Below are 17,902 nucleotides of genomic sequence, written 5' to 3'. Positions count from 1 at the left end.
CTGCCTCAGCGCACGCGCTCTTTCAAAAGTCCGCTCCGGTACGCTTTCAAGAGCTCTTTCAGATCCTCGATGCGGCCCGCCAGCTCCTTGCCCTCGTCGGTATCCGCCACTGTGATGCGCTTCTGCATTTTCTCCACAATATATACCTTCGGCGTCCGCTCGCGCTCCGGGTCAAATGGCTTGTGTTCCGCAAGCGCGAGATGGTGCGAATTGAAAATCAACGTATATCCGGCGATTCCCGTCCGCTCCTGGTAGGCTTTCGACAGCCCGCCGTCAATGATGAAGAGCTTGCCACCAGCCCGGATCGGTGTCTCTCCACTCTTAATCTTCACCGGCATATGCCCGTTGATGATATGCGATCCCTTCGTCGGAAGCCCAAATTCCTTCAAAATCATATCGCAGGTCTCTTCTTCCTCACTGAGCTGGTAATACGGGTTCATCGTCTCTCTCATCACTTCCGGATCCTCGATGAAATAATGCTCAAAGCTGCGGTTTTTGTCCTTTCCAAATACCGGCGATTTCGCACCATTCCACAGATACCACATAAAATCGCGGCACGCCTCCTTCTCCGGCGCGTCCTCTGGAAGAAAATAGGCATTTTTAACCTGTGTGTCAATAAAATCCATCAATTCCTTACCGCGGTACATCTTGCCGCCCACCATCAGACCGTCAAATTCCCGATTCTCCGTCATCGGGATACAGCCATGATAGAGCAGGTTGGAATTGCAGCATTTATACATGCTTCCGTTGGAATATAGGAAACGGACATGCTCATGCAGCCGCGCATTGTGGCGGAACGACAGCTCCAGAGTGTGAAGCAGCTCTTCCTCTTCGTCCGTCAGCCGCAGCGGATCCGCCGGATCCACCGTCGGGAAATTCATGTCGCGCATCGGATACTCTTTTCCATCGATCGTGACCGTGCCGCGGTCATAACGAATCGCTGACAGAAGTATCCGCTCTTCCATCCCGTACTCCGGATGGCGCTTGATGATCTGCCCCTCTTCCTTATACTGTAACACCGCGATCGCTTGTGCATCTTCGCCGCCAGCTTCGGATCCACTGCGTCGTAAATATTTTTGTCAAGAATCTGCGGCAGAAAACAGGTACACGGATCGTCCCGGTACACGCGCTCCGCAAACATCGACAGCGGGCGCAGGTTAATTCCGTAGCCGTCCTCCAATACATCAAATCCATTGTAACCGAGCGCCATACGCAAAACATTGCAGATACACGCCCGGTTGCCCGTCGCCGCGCCCATCCACGAAACATCATGATTACCCCACTGGATATCCACATCATGGAAATGCATCAGTTCCTCCAGAATGATATCTGGTCTCGGACCACGGTCAAATATATCGCCCAGGATATGAAGATTATCGATCGTCAGACTCCGGATCAGGCTGCAGATCACGACAATAAAGCTGTCCGCCACCCGGACGTCAATCAGGGTATTGATGAGTTCGCTGTAATACTCCGTCTTATTGTCATCGGTATTATCGACATATAAAAGCTCATCGATCACACCCGAAAATTCCTTCGGCATCTTTTTTCTCACCTTGGAACGGGTGTATTTCGACGAAACCTCCCGGCAGATCTGCACCAGACGGTACACCGCCGTCTTCTGCCAGTCCTCCGTGTATTCGTTCGCCTGTTTGATCTGATTGATCATTTTTTCCGGATAATAGATAAGGTTCGCCAGCCGTACCTCGTCCTCCTCCGAAATAATATGTCCAAATGTCTCGCGGATCTTCTCCCGGATGATACCCGACGAACTGCGGAGCAGATAAATAAACGCCTCATGCTCACCGTGCAGGTCACTGAAAAAATATTCCGTGCCCTTCGGAAGTCCACAGATTGCCTGTAAATTAATAATATCACTCGCCGCCGCCCGGATATTCGGATACTCCCGCGAAAGCAGCTTCAAATATGCTAAATCCCTCATGTTATCAGCTCCCAAACTGCGCTGTCTGCCCGGATATTGTCGTGACTCGTTATCGTCGCGCTCGCTTTGGGTAAACAGCACATTATCTACATTGCATTTGCCTTTTTGATAGATTTATAGTAGCATAGATTCAGATCAGGGTCAAAATATATTTTCGGCACTTTCGGTTCCAAAAGTGCCTACTCGTGAACAGAAACATACTTTTCCATACATAAATACAGGAGGGACATTCATGACGCAACCACACACTCTCTACGTGTTTGGCACCGGCAACGCCACGATGACACGTTATTATAATACCTGCTTCGCCATCCGATCCGGCGAAGAATATTTCATGACAGACGCCGGCGGCGGCAATGGCATCCTGCGGATTCTGGAAGAAATGCAGGTTCCATTAAACCGCATCCATCATCTCTTCGTGACACACGAACACACCGACCACATTCTCGGCGTAATCTGGATGATCCGGATGATTGGCACTGCCATCAAAAAGGGAAATTATGAGGGAATTTTTCATATTTACTGCCACGACGGGCTGATCGACACGATTCAGACCTTCTGCCGCCTGACACTCCAGAAGAAATTCTGCGACCTGATCGGCGATCCGATCCAGCTCATCCCGGTTTCTGACCGCGAAACTCGGCAGATTCTCGATATGGAGGTCACCTTCTTTGACATTCATTCGACCAAGGCGCGCCAGTTCGGCTTCCGCGCTGTGCTGCCGGACGGCAAGATCGTCTGCTGCCCGGGCGACGAACCGCTGAACCCGCTCTGCGAAGAATTTGCCAAAGGCGCCGACTGGCTCTTCCACGAAGCCTTCTGCCTCTACCGTGACCGGGAAATCTTCTCCCCTTATGAAAAACACCACAGCACCGTCAAAGATGCCTGCGAACTCGCCGAACGCCTCGATGCGCGGCATTTGATTCTGTGGCACACTGAAGATAAGACTTATCCGGAACGCGCTGCTTTGTACCGCGCTGAAGGGGAAGCCTATTATCACGGGGATTTGCTGGTACCGGAGGATGGGAGTGTGATAGAGCTGTGATTGTATCTTGCAGCTCTACCTCCTCCTCAAATGATAATACGTCATCGTCGCCGATGCCAGCAGCGTCTCCTTATCATCATAAATCTTGCATTCGCACACCGAAAATGCATAACCATTCTGTATTTCCTGCGCCCGGGCGATGATTTTGGATGTGTTTTTTCCAGCTTTCAGATAATGGATCGTGCCATCCACGGTCGGGACTGCGTAGTCGCGCCCGGTCATCGCTGCGGTGCCGCCCACGGTATCCGCCAGTGAATACAGGACGCCGCCGTGCACGATACCTAAGATATTCATATGCCACGGTTTCAATACAATCTCTCCAACTGCATAGCCCGGGCGTGCCTCGGTGATCTCCATCTCGATTTTCTTCCGGAAATCATTGGCTGCATCCGTCTCCTGTCCGCGCTTGTCCCAGACTTCTGAGAATGAGCCGGACGGCTTTTTCTTTTCTTCCTTCTTTTCCATTTCATGTACCTCCTTGTATATATGATTTACTCTCTTTTTTATTTCTCTGCAGGTCATCTATTATTTTCTTCTATTTTTTCTATCACTTTTCTCTCTGATATAATCTGTTTGTATAATCTGTTTGCCTGAATCAGCCCATCCTTTTTCCTCGCCTCAAACGCTTTTTCTCATATTTTTCCAAAGATGGACTCATACTTTCTCCCATCCTCTCATACAATCTTATCAGATTGCAAAAATGTTATTGTTCACGCATACGTGCCCAGTAACGGAATTTGCCGTGGCTTCGCATTTAAATACTATCGCACAGGAGGGATCTGTCTTGAAACGAAGTTCTGTTATCATTGCACTGGAAATCTGCGCCATTGCGGCGCTCTTTGTCAGCTGGTCCTTCCAGCGTCCGAACAGCCGTCAGGTCACGGTCGGGAATGCGTCGGAACATTTTATCCGCTGGGTGGATTTCGATGTAACCGCCGACGCCATGACACAGGCGTTCCGCTATGATGTTGATACCTGCCAGCAGGATCTCCACCTGAACTGGGTCGATCTGCTCGCCTACCTGGGGGCGCGCTACGGGGGCGATTTTTCACATTATCAGGCGTCCGATATGACGGAAGCTGCCGAACAGCTCCAAAATGGCGTTACAGTGGAAGAATTGACGAAAAATATGACCTCTTTTGCCTATTATCGTGAGGCTTACGGCGCGGTTCTGGATGGAATGGTCGGACTGTATGAAATTGAGATTCCGAAATCGGAAGCACCGGCTTTTGCACTGGCGGACGCGCAGATACAGGAAGGGGATCCGGCTGCCAATACTTCCTACGCAACGACACCAACAACAACAACAACAACAACAGCAACCACAACAGCAACCACAACAGCAACCACAACTGGTACAGACACAATCGACTCAGCCAGTCAAGCTTCACCAGAAACTTCAGCCTCATCCAACACACAAACTTCTCTCGAAACCCCAGCCCCCACTCTCTCCGATCCCGACGCTGTCCCCCTGACTCCCTCCGGTGAGGAAAAAGTCTGGGTTACCAAATATGGTCTGAAAGCGTTTCTCCCACTGGCGAAAAACTTTCCCTACAGCCACTATGACGATTTCGGTGTCTCCCGCAGCTACGGTTACCGGAGACGGCATCTCGGGCATGATATGATGGGGCAGACGGGAACGCCTGTGATTGCTGTGGAATCCGGGCGCGTCGAGGCGCTCGGCTGGAACCAGTACGGCGGCTGGCGCATCGGCATCCGCAGCTTTGACGGGAAACGATACTACTATTATGCACATTTACGCAAAGACTACCCCTACCAGTCAAACCTGAAAGAGGGCAGTCTCGTCACCGCCGGGGACGTGATCGGTTATCTCGGGCACACCGGCTACAGCAGCACTGAAAACACCAACAACATCGCTGAACCGCACCTGCATTTCGGATTGCAGCTCATTTTTGACGAATCCCAGAAAGAAGGAAACAACGAAATCTGGATTGACTGCTATGAACTGATCCGTTTTCTGGCGATAAACCGCTCCGAAACTGTCAAAAAAGATGGCACTAAGGAGTGGACGCGTGTTTATGAAATGAAAGATCCTAGTATCGATCAATTTTTCACCCCATGACAAAGTTTTCTTACCAAGTCAATCCTGTCGCTTAATATAACCCGCCACTGACAGTTTCTCACCAATATATACATATAATTATCACGTTAAAAAGCCATGCAGAGATTCTTCAATAAAAACATTCTGCAATCCATAAAAATACAGCCGGAAAAGGTGCACCCAAAACCGCACTTTCTCCGGCTGTTTTCAATAAAACTTATTATTTGATCACGCGCACGCGCATCATACCCTGAATAGCTTTCAGCTTCTCAATCGTCGCCGCGTCTGCCTTGGTCTCCAGATCAACCAGCGTATAAGCGTATTTATCACGGCTCTTGTTCGTCATGTTTGCGATGTTCATGTCAGTCGATGCCAGGATCGAGGAAATCTGTCCGATCATGTTCGGCACATTCTTATGAAGAAGTGCAAGACGACCTACGGTTGTGCACACGCCCATATCGCAATTCGGGAAGTTGACGGAATTCTTGATATTACCATTGTCCAGGTAATCCATCAGCTCTTTGACTGCCATCACGGCACAATTATCCTCGGATTCTTCTGTGGATGCGCCCAGATGTGGGGTTGCGATGACGTTCAGCATCTGCATTACTTTTGCATTCGGGAAATCGGTGATATAGCGTTTTACACGACCGGAAGCCAGCGCCTCTGCCATATCGTCGTCATTTACCAGAAGGTCACGCGCAAAGTTTAAGATAACCACGCCGTCCTTCATCTGTCCCAGGCTGTCTTTGTTGATCATCTGGCGGGTGCTGTCAAGCAGCGGTACATGAACGGTGATGTAATCGCATTCCTGATAGATCGTATCAACCGATGTGATGTGCTTTACGTCTCTGGAAAGCATCCACGCTGCCTTGACAGAAATAAACGGATCATAGCCGTATACTTCCATGCCGAGCGCTGCAGCTGCGTTTGCAACCTCTGCGCCGATGGCGCCCAGTCCGATAACACCAAGCTTTTTGCCGCGGATCTCATGACCGGCAAATTTCTTTTTCGCCTTCTCCATATCTTTGGAGATATTTTCATTGTCCTTCTGCTCCTTGCACCAGTCGATGCCGCCGACTACGTCTCTGGCTCCCAGCAGCATGCCAGCCAGCACCAGCTCTTTGACACCGTTTGCATTGGCGCCCGGTGTATTGAATACGACAACACCAGCTCCGCACACTTGTCAAGCGGAATGTTGTTGACGCCCGCTCCGGCACGTGCAACGGCACGCAGTCCCTTCGGAAGTTCCAGATCATGCATGGCAGCGCTGCGGACCAGAATGCCCTCTGCCTCCGCCAGGTTGTCAGTCATCTCATAATTTTCGGTCAGTAAACCGGTTCCCAGCTTGGAAATCGGATTCAGGCAATGGATTTTTCTCATTTTTTAACTCTCTTTTCTTTCAAAATTTCAAATCTTCCCATACGCGGGCTGTTTTTGTTTTAAAAAGTCCACTGCTGCAGCAGAAAGGAACGGATTCCCCCTCCCTTTCGCCGCAGCAATGGCATAAATTTTAAAATTGATTAATTTGTATGTTTTTTCTCAAATTCGCGCATGAAAGCAACTAATTTCTCAACGCCCTCGATCGGCATTGCATTATAGATGCTAGCACGCATACCGCCGACGGTACGGTGACCTTTTAAGTTCACAAAGCCTGCCTCTTTGGCTTCCTTGACAAACAGGGCATCCAGATCTGCATCGCCGGTGACGAACGGTACGTTCATCAGGGAACGGTCCTTTTTCTCAACGGTACCCTTGAAGAGCTTGCTCTCATCGAGGAAATCGTAAAGGATCTTCGCCTTCTTCTCGTTGCGCTCCTTCATGGCACTTAAACCACCCATTTTCTTGAGCCATTTAAATACCTTGCCGCACATATAGATGGTGTATGTAGGCGGTGTGTTGTACAGAGAGTCATTGTCTGCGTATGTTTTGTAGCGCAGCATGGTTGGTGTTCCCGGAAGAACATCCTCAGTGATCAGATCCTCGCGGATGATGACGATCGCCATACCAGCCGGACCTACGTTCTTCTGGACACCGCCCCAGAGAATACCAAACTTACTCACATCCAGCGGCTCTGACAGGAAACAGGAGGAGATGTCTGCTACCAGTGTCTTGCCCTTGGTGTTCGGAAGCTCGTGGTATACGGTTCCGTAAATAGTGTTATTTAAGCAGATATACACGTAATCTGCGTCCTCATCCACTGGAAGGTCCGAACAATCCGGGATGTAGGAAAAGGTCTTGTCAGCGCTGGATGCAATCGCGTTGGCGGTACCAAACATCTTTGCCTCCTGATATGCTTTCTTTGCCCACTGTCCGGTGATGATGTAATCCCCCACCTTATTTTTGAACAGGTTCATCGGAACCATGGCGAACTGCATATTGCCGCCGCCCTGTACGAATAATACTTTGTAATTGTCCGGAATCTGCATCAATTCGCGCAGATCCTTCTCTGCATCATCAATGATGGCCTGGAAATCCTTGGAGCGGTGGCTCATCTCCATGACGGACATGCCGCTGCCTGGTAGTCCAGCATCTCTGCCGCTGCCTCTCTCAGTACCTCCTCCGGAAGTACTGCCGGACCTGCCGAAAAGTTATAGACTCTGCTCATAATAAATCTCCTCCTGTCTTACACAAAAATGTGATAATTGCCCCCATTTTACAACTATTCGATGCGTAAGTCAATCTCATCAAACGCTTCCTCGATCGGTTTTCCAGCCGGAACCATCGGGAATACCTTGTCATCGCTGCCGATCTGGCACTCGATCATAACCGGGATATTTAAGCTGATCGCCTCGCGCAGCACCGGCTCCACATCCTCTTTCTTCGTGATACGGTATGCTTTCGCGCCCATGCCCTCTGCCACCTTGACGAAATCCATCTGATCGTAAAGCTCCGTCTGGGAATAGCGTTTTCCATAGAACAGGGTCTGCCACTGGCGCACCATACCCAGAACATGGTTGTTAAATACAACCTCGATAACCGGAATATTGTAGCGAGTTGCCGTCGCAATCTCGTTCATGTTCATACGGAAACAGCCGTCTCCGGCAATATTGATAACCGTCTTATCCTTACAGCCCATCTTCGCACCAATCGCTGCACCCAGACCGTAGCCCATGGTGCCCAGACCGCCGGAGGTCAGAAGCTGTCTCGGACGTTTGTATTTATAATACTGTGCCGCCCACATCTGATGCTGTCCGACATCGGTACAGATGATCGCATCGCCGCCGGTTACCTTGTAGATCTCTTCCATGATATACGGACCGGTCAGAACTTCCTTATTGTAGCGGAGCGGGTACATATCTTTCAGACGCTCAATGTGACTCAGCCACTCGTCATGGTTCATCGGATCCAGACGCGCGTTTAACTTACGCAGAATAATCTTGACATCGCCAATAATGCTCGCATCGGTCTGGATATTTTTGTTGATCTCCGCCGGATCGATATCTATGTGTAAAATCTTTGCATTGGTTGCAAAATGGTTCGGATCGCCCACAACACGGTCACTGAAACGCGCGCCTACAACGATCAGCAGATCGCACTCTGCCACACCGAGGTTGGATGTCTTGGTTCCGTGCATACCGATCATACCGGTATAAAGGACATCGGTTCCGTCAAATGCACCTTTACCCATCAGGCTGTCACCCACCGGTGCCTGAATTTTATGTGCAAATGCACTTAATTCATTGGCAGCATCTGACGCCACTGCACCGCCGCCGACAAAAATAAACGGTTTTCTCGCCGCCTTGATCATCTCGATCGCCTTTTCCATGTCTTCCTCACGGATCAGCTCTGTCTCGCGCTCGATCGGCTGCGGTTCCTTCGGCTCGTACTCGCAGGCCGCTGCCGTCACATCCTTGGTGATATCCACCAGAACCGGACCCGGACGGCCACTTTTAGCAATCACGAACGCACGACGGATCACATCTGCCAGCTTCGTGACATCCTTTACGATAAAATTATATTTCGTGATCGGCATGGTAACACCCAGAATGTCGATCTCCTGGAAGCTGTCTTTTCCAAGAAGCCCTGTCGTTACATTACAGGTGATAGCTACCATCGGAATGGAATCCAGGTTAGCCGTTGCAATACCCGTAACCAGGTTTGTAGCTCCCGGACCAGATGTCGCCATACACACACCGACCTTGCCGGTTGCTCTCGCGTAGCCGTCTGCCGCGTGGGACGCTCCCTGTTCATGAGAGGTCAAAATATGGGTGATTTCATCCTTGTGTTTATAAAGTGCATCATAAATGTTGAGGATCGCGCCGCCCGGATAACCGAACACCGTGTCTACCCCCTGCTCTTTCAAGCATTCAATGACAATCTCTGCTCCTGTCAATGTCTTCATCTGTCTAACCTGCTTTCCTTCCTTAAACCATTTTAAATGCATATCAAGCAGTACTTTTCGTCTCAAAAGCACCTGTCTGAAGCCCGCAATGATTACTTCTGTGTCTTCGGAACCTCCAGGATTGCGCCCCGGTTTCCGCTTGTTACAAGCGCTGCGTAACGTGCCAGGTATCCGGTCGTAACCTTCGGTTCTCTCGGCTGCCATTTCTTTCTTCTCTCTGCCAGCTCCTCGTCGGATACGAGTACGTTCAGGGAGTTATTGTTGATATCGATGGAAATAATATCGCCTTCCTCAACCAGCGCGATCGGTCCGCCGACTGCCGCCTCCGGAGAAACGTGTCCGATGGATGCACCTCTGGATGCGCCGGAGAAACGTCCGTCTGTGATCAGAGCTACGCTGGAACCAAGTCCCATACCTGCGATGGCAGAAGTCGGGTTCAGCATCTCACGCATGCCCGGACCGCCCTTCGGTCCCTCGTAACGGATGACAACAACATCGCCAGCCACGATCTTGCCGCCCTTGATCGCTGCAATCGCGTCTTCCTCACAGTCAAATACACGCGCTGGTCCCTGATGTACCAGCATCTCCGGTGCAACGGCAGAACGTTTTACAACGCCTGTATCCGGTGCCAGGTTTCCTTTCAAGATCGCAATACCGCCAGTCTGGCTGTACGGATTGTCGATCGGTCGGATAACCTCCGGATTCTTGTTGACACAGCCCTTGATATTCTCGCCAACGGTCTTGCCGGTTACGGTCATGCAGTCCAGATTCAGAAGGTTCTTCTTGGACAGCTCATTCATAACCGCATACACGCCGCCTGCCTCGTTCAGATCCTCCATATAGGTCGGACCTGCCGGTGCCAGATGGCACAGGTTCGGGGTGCGCTTGCTCATCTCATTGACCAGCTCCATGTTCAGGTCTACGCCTGCCTCATGTGCAATCGCCGGAAGATGCAGCATACTGTTGGTAGAACATCCGAGTGCCATATCCACGGTCAGTGCATTTAAAAATGCCTTTTCTGTCATAATATCTCTCGGACGGATGTTTTTCTCATACATCTCCATAACCTTCATACCAGCGTGTTTTGCCAGTTTGATTCGCTCGGAGTAAACTGCCGGGATCGTACCGTTGCCCTGAAGGCCCATGCCGAGTACCTCTGTTAAGCAGTTCATGCTGTTGGCGGTGTACATACCGGAACAGGAACCGCAGGTCGGGCAGACCTTACATTCGAATTCTTTCACATCTTCTTCCGTCATGGTGCCTGCTGCGTAGGAACCAACTGCCTCGAACATGCTGGAAAGACTTCTCTTCTGTCCCTTTACATGACCGGCTAACATCGGACCGCCGCTGACAAATACAGTCGGTACATTGACGCGGGCTGCTGCCATCAGAAGTCCCGGTACGTTTTTATCACAGTTTGGAACCATAACCAGCGCATCGAACTGATGTGCCAGCGCCATACATTCGGTGGAATCTGCGATCAGATCACGGGTAACCAGAGAATATTTCATGCCGACATGTCCCATAGCGATACCATCACAGACTGCGATCGCCGGAAATACAACCGGTGTGCCGCCAGCCATGGCTACACCCAGCTTCACGGCATTTACAATCTTATCCAGGTTCATGTGTCCCGGAACAATCTCATTATAAGAACTTACGATACCGACGAGAGGTTTGTTCATCTCCTCTTCCGTCATACCGAGTGCATTAAACAAAGAACGGTGAGGTGCCTGCTGCATCCCTTTTCTTACTGCATCACTTTTCATCTTTTCGTCTCCTTCTATCTCTTTCGACGACCTCCGCCCCTGGTGACAGGGGCGGTTTTTACGTTTATCTTTGATTTTATCGCATTTATGAAATTTTTGCAATCTTTCTATTTAATTCTCTCACAGATCAGCCTGCCCATCTCAACGGTTCCAACCTGCTTGCAGCCATCCGCCATGATATCCACGGTACGGTAGCCCTCGGTCAGTACCTGCTGTACGGCATCCTCGATGGCTTTTGCTTCCTTATCCAGATCGAAGGAATAGCGGAGCATCATCGCTGCGGAAAGAATAGTTGCGATCGGGTTTGCGATGTCCTTGCCCGCGATGTCCGGTGCGGAACCGTGGCTCGGCTCGTAGAGACCAAATTTGCCCTCGTTTAAGCTGGCCGAAGACAGCATACCGATGGAGCCGGTAATCATGCTTGCCTCGTCAGAAAGGATATCGCCAAACATGTTCTCAGTCAGGATCACGTCGAACTGTCCCGGATTCATGACAAGCTGCATCGCGCAGTTATCAACCAGCATATGGGTCAGGGTAACTTCCGGATAATCTTTAGCAACTTCCTCGACTACCTTTCTCCACAGGCGGGAGGAATCCAGTACGTTTGCCTTATCGACGCTAATAACGCTCTTGCGGCGCTTCATCGCGATATCGAATGCCTTGATTGCGATCCGGCGGATCTCATTTTCATTGTAGGTCAGGGTATCTACCGCGGTCGTCACGCCATCAATCTCCTTCGTGTAACGGTCACCGAAGTACAGACCGCCGGTCAGCTCACGCATGATAACCATATCGAAGCCGTCGCCGATGATCTCTTTCTTTAACGGGCAGGCATCTGCCAGCTCTTTGTAGAGGTATGCCGGGCGGATATTCGCGAACAGTCCCAGACCTTTACGGATGGCAAGAAGACCGGCCTCCGGACGCAGGTTCGGAGCTACATCGTACCAGCGGGAATTTCCCACGTTGCCGCCGACTGCACCGAGCAGGACGGAATCACTCTTTTTCGCGGTCTCCAGTGCCTCATCGGTCAGCGGTACGCCGTACTCGTCGATGGAACAGCCGCCCATCAGGATTTTTGTATAATTAAATGTATGACCGTAGACGGCGCCCACCTTGTCCAGCACGCCGCATGCCTCTCTCACAATCTCCGGTCCGATTCCGTCGCCCGGAATCACAGTAATATTGCAATTCATAATAAAATACCTCCCTTGTTTCAAACGGTTACTTTTTATCATATCGGATTCCGTCCTATTTTGCAATCTTCTGACGAAGGAAAACCGGTATTCCCCATATAGTAATTTGGAATTTATTCTATAACCTGGGGTTATCTGTAAAATAAAAAAGAATGTGCCTTGGCACATTCTCGCGCCGAGCGCGGTCGCTTGCGACATGTTTCTGCTTCGCGCGAGTGCGCATCATTGGCACGTTAGTGCCTTTTTGTGTAATAGGGAATTCCAAGGAATTTCCTGTTACACAAAAAAAGGACCGCCGCCCCCATCGGGAGCTGCGATCCTCTCACTTTCTTACCGTTCTTCTTAGACTTCCGGTTTCTCAACCTGAACGATTGCATCCTTACGCATCGGGATGCGGCAGTTCTTGTTGCTTCCGAACTCTACGATTACAGTATCATCGGTCATATCGATAATCACGCCGTAGAAGCCGCTGGATGTCAGAACGCTGTCGCCTACTGCTACGGTTGCCATCAGTTCTGCCTGTTTTTTCTTTTCCTTGGACTGTGGACGGATTGCCATAAAATAGAAGATGGCAATGATAAATACAAGGTAAACGATCATTCCGCTTGTGCTGCTCATGTGGTATATTTCCTCCTTTAGTTCGATTCACCCATCATGCCTGCAAGTTTCTTTGCTTTATACTCAGCATAACAGTGATGTTCGATCGCGTCGCGAATCTCTTCCATCATTTTATTATAAAAATACAAATTATGCAAGACGCATAATCTCATCCCCAGCATTTCCTTCGCCTTAAACAGGTGGCGGATATATGCGCGGGAGTAAGAACGGCATGCCGGGCAGCCGCAGCCTTCCTCGATTGGGCGCGGATCCAGCTCATATTTGCTGTTCAGGAGATTTAATTTGCCATGGTTCGTGTATACATGGCTGTGGCGTCCATTCCGGGACGGGTACACACAGTCAAAGAAATCGACGCCCCGGTCTACCGCTTCCAGGATGTTTGCCGGTGTGCCAACGCCCATAAGATAAGTCGGCTTGTCCTCCGGCAGGTGCGGAACGACTGCATCCAGAATCCGATACATTTCCTCATGGCTCTCGCCAACTGCCAGACCTCCGACCGCATAGCCATCGAGGTTCATTTTGCTGATTTCCTTCGCGTGTTCGATACGGATATCCTCGTAAATCGCACCCTGATTGATACCAAACAGGAGCTGTTCCCGGTTGACCGTATCCGGCAGTGCATTGAGGCGTGCCATCTCATCCTTGCAGCGCGCCAGCCAGCGCGTCGTGCGCTCCACTGATTTCTGTACATAGTCCCGATCGGCAAGACTCGGCGGGCACTCATCAAATGCCATCGCGATCGTCGAACCTAAGTTGGACTGAATCTGCATACTTTCCTCCGGTCCCATGAAAATCTTGTGACCATCGATGTGGGAGTTAAAATAAACGCCCTCTTCTTTAATCTTCCGCAGTCCCGCCAGGGAAAACACCTGAAATCCGCCGGAATCCGTGAGGATCGGGCGATCCCAGTTCATAAATTTGTGCAGACCGCCAAACTGTCGGATCAGCTTGTCGCCGGTACGGACATGGAGGTGGTAGGTATTGGAAAGTTCCACCTGCGTGCCGATCGTGCGGAGATCATCAGTCGAAACCGCGCCCTTGATCGCCGCCACCGTGCCGACATTCATGAAAACAGGCGTCTGGATGGTTCCGTGGACCGTTTTCATTTCCGCGCGTTTTGCGCGGCCATCTTTGTATAAAATCTTGTATTCCATCTTTTTTCCTATACTTTTTACTTCTCTGCCTTTGCCTTCTTGCCATCCGGTTTGGCATTCTTCTCCATGCGCTTTTTATTCAGCACATACCAGACAGAGCCGGACAGGCATACGGACGAATACGTACCGCAGATCAGACCTACCATCAGCGGAAGAGCAAACTCACGGATGGAAGATACACCCAGGATGTAAAGAATCAGGACCATGACGAAGGTCGTCAGCGTCGTGTTGATGCTTCGCGTCAGGGTCTGGCTGATACTGGTGTTGACGATCGTCTCAGCGGACTCTTTATTGCCCAGAAGCTTCATATTCTCACGGATACGGTCGAAGATAACGATCGTCGCGTTGATTGAGTAACCGACAATCGTCAGCATGCAGGCGATGAACGTCGAACCAACCGACCAGCGCAGCATCGCATAGCAGGTCAGGACAACCAGTACATCGTGCATCAGGGCAAGAACCGCGCCCGCCGCGAACGTGATATTGCTGAAACGGAACCAGATGTAGATCAACATGCAGATCGTCGCAATCGTAACCGCCACAATCGCATCGCGCTTCATCTCCTGGCTGACTGCACCGGAGATACTATCGGCTGTGATCTTCTCTTTATCCACACCAAACTGATCCGCCAGCGCCTGGTTTAACTCTTCGCGCTCGTCCATGTTCAGGGTACGTGTCTTGATGATAACCTCGTTGCTTCCGGCTACCTTCTGAGTCTGCGTACCAGCTTCGCCGGTAATCTTCTCTACCACTGGAACCACCTGGGAGGAAATATCTTCCAGAGACATATCCTCGTTAAAGGTAACATTTGTGGAGGTACCGCCTCTGAACTCCATGCTGTAGTTGAGCGGCACACCCATCGAAGACTGATTGTGAACCATGCTACCGACGCCTGCCAGAATGATCACGAGCGACAGAGCAAAGTAAAGCTTGCGGAATTTCAGGAACGGACGCGTCTTCATATCCTTGCGGCATCCGTAGAATTTCGCATCCTCAAAGCCCATCTCATAGAAGCAGTTCAGGCAAATTTGGTTACAAACAGCGCCGTGAACATAGAAAGCACGATACCGATTGCCAGCGTCGCCGCAAAGCCCTTGACGGTACCGGAACCTCTCCAGAACAGAACCGCTGCCGCAATCAGGGTGGTTACGTTTCCGTCGATGATCGCGGAAAGTGCCTTGGCGAAACCTGCCTTGATCGCATTCTTGACGGATGTTCCCAGACCGATCTCCTCTTTGATACGGGTGAAAATGATAACGTTCGCATCCACCGCCATACCAATCGACAGGATGATACCAGCCACGCCCGGAAGCGTCAGAGTCACCTCAAATGCAACTAACAGGATCAGGATCAGACCGACATACAGGCACAGAGCCAGAGATGCAGCCAGACCCGGAAGCAGATATACGGCAATCATAAATACAATGACAATGGCAAATCCGATCAGACCTGCCTTTAAGCTGGTGGAGATCGCCTCCTGGCCCAGCTTCGCGCCAACTACGTTGGAACGCAGCTCTTCCAGCTCCAGGGACAGGGAACCGATACGGATCGTGGACGCAAGATTATTTGCCTCTTCATAATCCGCCATGCCGTCGATCTGGCACTGTCCGCCTGTGATCGCCTCACGGACGGTCGGAGCAGAAATAATCTGGTTATCATAAATGATATAAATTGGTTTTCCGACGCCATTCGTGGTCGCCTCAGCAAATGCCTGTTTACCTTCCTCGGTAAAGGTCAGAGAAACGACATACGCCTTGGAACCGGTCGCCTTATCCTCGGTCATGCCGGCTTTCGCGCTGGCAACCTGTTTACCATCAAGGATCTGATTTCCTTCAGAGTCCACGAAAATCAGGGAACCCGGTTTTCCTAACTCTTCCAGAATCGCGTTGGCATCCGATACACCCGGAATATCTACGTTGATACGGTTATTACCCTCCTGGTAAACCTCCGCCTCGGTACTGTAATTCTGTACACGCTGCTGGAGCTTGTAGATCGTATCCGCCATATCCTCGGAAGACGGATTTTCTTCTTTCGCCTGATAGGTAATGCTGACACCGCCAGCCAGGTCAAGACCCAGCTTGATCTGATTCATCGTCGAATAGCCGAAATAGCCGAATACGCCGATGGCAATCAGAAGGAGCAGCATCCCCAGGAAGCTTTTTCCTTTTTTGTTCTTCATTCCTCTCTCTCCTTGTTCTCTACTCGTCAGAGCCGTCTGCAAGAGCAGCTTTTATCATGATCGCGCACTCGATACGTTTTTTCTGCATCTCGCACCCGATATCATACGCATCCGTGATGGAACCGTGGAAGTTGTAGGAATTGGCCGCACAGCCGCCACTGCAGTAAAATCTGGCAAAGCAATCCCGACATTTGTCTTTCGCATAGACATTGCAGAGCTTGAACTCGTCGCGGACTGCCGTGTTGGTCACGCCCGTATCCACGTTGCCGAGCAGGAAATCTTCGTTTCCTACAAACTGATGGCACGGATAGAGGTCGCCCCACGGGGTAACTGCCAGATACTCAGTTCCTGAACCGCATCCGGACAGACGTTTTGCCACGCACGGTCCCTGTGTCAGATCGAGCATAAAGTGGAAGAACGTGAAGCCGCGTCCCTCTTTGTGTCTCTTGACATACTCTGCTGCCAGACGGTCATATTCCTCGAGAATCTGCGGAAGATCCGCCTCTTTGATCGCGTAAGGCTCTTCATCCGGTGCTACGACCGGCTCAACCGACATTTTCTTGAATCCAAGATCGGCAAAATGCAGAACATCTTTGCCAAAATCCAGGTTGTTGTGTGTGAAGGTACCACGCACGAAATAATCGCGGTCTCCGCGCTTCTCTGCAAATTTCTGGAACTTCGGCACGATCAGGTCGTAGCTTCCGGTTCCGTTGCGGAATGGGCGCATCTTGTCGTTGACCTCTTTTCGTCCATCCAGACTGAGCACGACGTTTGACATCTCGCGGTTGCAGAATTCCATAATTTCATCGTTTAACAGAACGCCGTTGGTGGTCAGTGTGAAACGGAATTTCTTGTTGTGCGCCTCTTCCTGGGAACGTCCGTACTCGACTAACTGTTTAACCACCTGCCAGTTCATCAGCGGCTCGCCGCCGAAGAAATCGACTTCCAGGTTCCGGCGGTTTCCAGAATTGGCAATCAGGAAATCCAGCGCTTTCTTGCCGACCTCAAATGTCATCAGCGCTCTGCGTCCATGATACTCGCCCTCTTCTGCAAAGCAGTACTGACAGGCAAGGTTGCAGTCATGCGCGATATGCAGGCAGAGTGCCTTGACAACCGTCTGGCGCTTCTTGAAATCCATAACGAAGTTTTTGTAAATGTCAGCGGTAAAGAGTTCTTCCTGATCGATGAGCTCCTGAATGTCCTCAAACGCCTCTCTGATCTCTTCCTGGCTGTATTTCTCTTTTAATGCTGCCGCCGTCTCGTCTTTCAGGGACTGGGCAATCTGAAACGGCTTCTCGCTATCCGGAATCCGCTCCGATAAAAAGGAAATCACATCGTACAGAAGCGGATCGACCGAATGGACGGAGCCACTGTTGACATCCAGTACGATATAATATCCATTATTTATATACTGATGAATCACTGTCTTTCTCCTTCTATAAGACATAGGCAGGCAGACAACCCGGAACATATGCAGTCCTCTCCTCGGACCGCGCTCCGTCTTGTCTGCCTCCCTGTGTCAACTCTGCGTTTTCTCAGACTCCAGCTCTCCCACTCATGAAAAGCTCTGATTTATCAGAAAACGCCTCATTTGT

General features: G+C 50.6%; 9 protein-coding genes and 4 pseudogenes. 2 read left to right on the top strand and 11 right to left on the bottom strand.

Going from position 1 to position 17,902, the window contains the following annotated elements:
- Positions 1–5: 5 nt before the first annotated feature.
- Positions 6–1,942, bottom strand: a pseudogene (locus DWZ16_RS09600) (fructose-1,6-bisphosphatase).
- A 232-nt stretch (positions 1,943–2,174) separates the two neighbouring features.
- On the opposite strand from DWZ16_RS09600, the gene DWZ16_RS09595 reads away from it, so the two are divergent.
- Positions 2,175–2,987 (top strand): MBL fold metallo-hydrolase, encoded by an 813-nt coding sequence (locus tag DWZ16_RS09595; RefSeq protein ID WP_118522677.1) that lies wholly within the window; start codon positions 2,175–2,177, stop codon positions 2,985–2,987.
- Between the two features lie 15 nt (positions 2,988–3,002).
- Here DWZ16_RS09595 and DWZ16_RS09590 read toward each other — a convergent pair whose 3' ends face one another.
- Positions 3,003–3,452 carry a PaaI family thioesterase gene (locus tag DWZ16_RS09590; protein WP_182427328.1) on the bottom strand — a complete coding sequence of 150 codons (450 nt, stop codon included), beginning with the start codon at positions 3,450–3,452 and terminating at the stop codon, positions 3,003–3,005.
- Positions 3,453–3,771: 319 nt separating this feature from the next.
- Between DWZ16_RS09590 and DWZ16_RS16215 the strand changes: the two genes are divergently transcribed.
- A complete protein-coding gene (locus DWZ16_RS16215; protein WP_333490967.1) occupies positions 3,772–5,070 on the top strand; it encodes a M23 family metallopeptidase in 1,299 nt (432 codons plus the stop codon).
- Between the two features lie 199 nt (positions 5,071–5,269).
- Here DWZ16_RS16215 and DWZ16_RS09575 read toward each other — a convergent pair.
- The 9 genes and pseudogenes from DWZ16_RS09575 to scfB all read right to left on the bottom strand — a co-directional run bounded on the left by DWZ16_RS09575 (position 5,270) and on the right by scfB (position 17,730).
- Positions 5,270–6,432 (bottom strand): annotated as a pseudogene (locus DWZ16_RS09575) (phosphoglycerate dehydrogenase).
- A gap of 140 nt (positions 6,433–6,572) precedes the next feature.
- Positions 6,573–7,657: pseudogene (serC, locus tag DWZ16_RS09570) on the bottom strand (3-phosphoserine/phosphohydroxythreonine transaminase).
- Positions 7,658–7,711: 54 nt separating this feature from the next.
- Positions 7,712–9,394, bottom strand: coding sequence for a biosynthetic-type acetolactate synthase large subunit (ilvB, locus tag DWZ16_RS09565; RefSeq protein WP_107001471.1), 1,683 nt, complete (start codon positions 9,392–9,394; stop codon positions 7,712–7,714).
- A 92-nt stretch (positions 9,395–9,486) separates the two neighbouring features.
- Positions 9,487–11,163 carry a dihydroxy-acid dehydratase gene (gene ilvD / locus DWZ16_RS09560; RefSeq protein ID WP_107001470.1) on the bottom strand — a complete coding sequence of 559 codons (1,677 nt, stop codon included), beginning with the start codon at positions 11,161–11,163 and terminating at the stop codon, positions 9,487–9,489.
- A gap of 107 nt (positions 11,164–11,270) precedes the next feature.
- Positions 11,271–12,356, bottom strand: coding sequence for a 3-isopropylmalate dehydrogenase (gene leuB / locus DWZ16_RS09555; RefSeq protein ID WP_117796026.1), 1,086 nt, complete (start codon positions 12,354–12,356; stop codon positions 11,271–11,273).
- 342 nt (positions 12,357–12,698) lie between these two features.
- A complete protein-coding gene (gene yajC / locus DWZ16_RS09550) occupies positions 12,699–12,974 on the bottom strand; it encodes a preprotein translocase subunit YajC (RefSeq protein WP_022359870.1) in 276 nt (91 codons plus the stop codon).
- 17 nt (positions 12,975–12,991) lie between these two features.
- The gene (gene tgt, locus DWZ16_RS09545) at positions 12,992–14,128 is read right to left on the bottom strand and encodes a tRNA guanosine(34) transglycosylase Tgt (RefSeq protein ID WP_022359869.1); all 1,137 of its coding nucleotides are present in this window, start codon (positions 14,126–14,128) and stop codon (positions 12,992–12,994) included.
- 17 nt (positions 14,129–14,145) lie between these two features.
- A pseudogene (gene secD / locus DWZ16_RS09540) lies at positions 14,146–16,307 on the bottom strand (protein translocase subunit SecD).
- 19 nt (positions 16,308–16,326) lie between these two features.
- On the bottom strand, positions 16,327–17,730 hold the full coding sequence (gene scfB / locus DWZ16_RS09535) for a thioether cross-link-forming SCIFF peptide maturase (protein WP_107001519.1): 1,404 nt from the start codon (positions 17,728–17,730) through the stop codon (positions 16,327–16,329).
- Positions 17,731–17,902 lie beyond the last annotated feature (172 nt).

The organism is Clostridium sp. AF29-8BH (assembly GCF_003478145.1).
In the GTDB taxonomy this organism is placed as follows: domain Bacteria; phylum Bacillota; class Clostridia; order Lachnospirales; family Lachnospiraceae; genus Otoolea; species Otoolea fessa.
The sequence above is the reverse complement of the archived record's forward strand: the minus strand, read 5'-3'. Positions and strand labels throughout refer to the sequence as shown.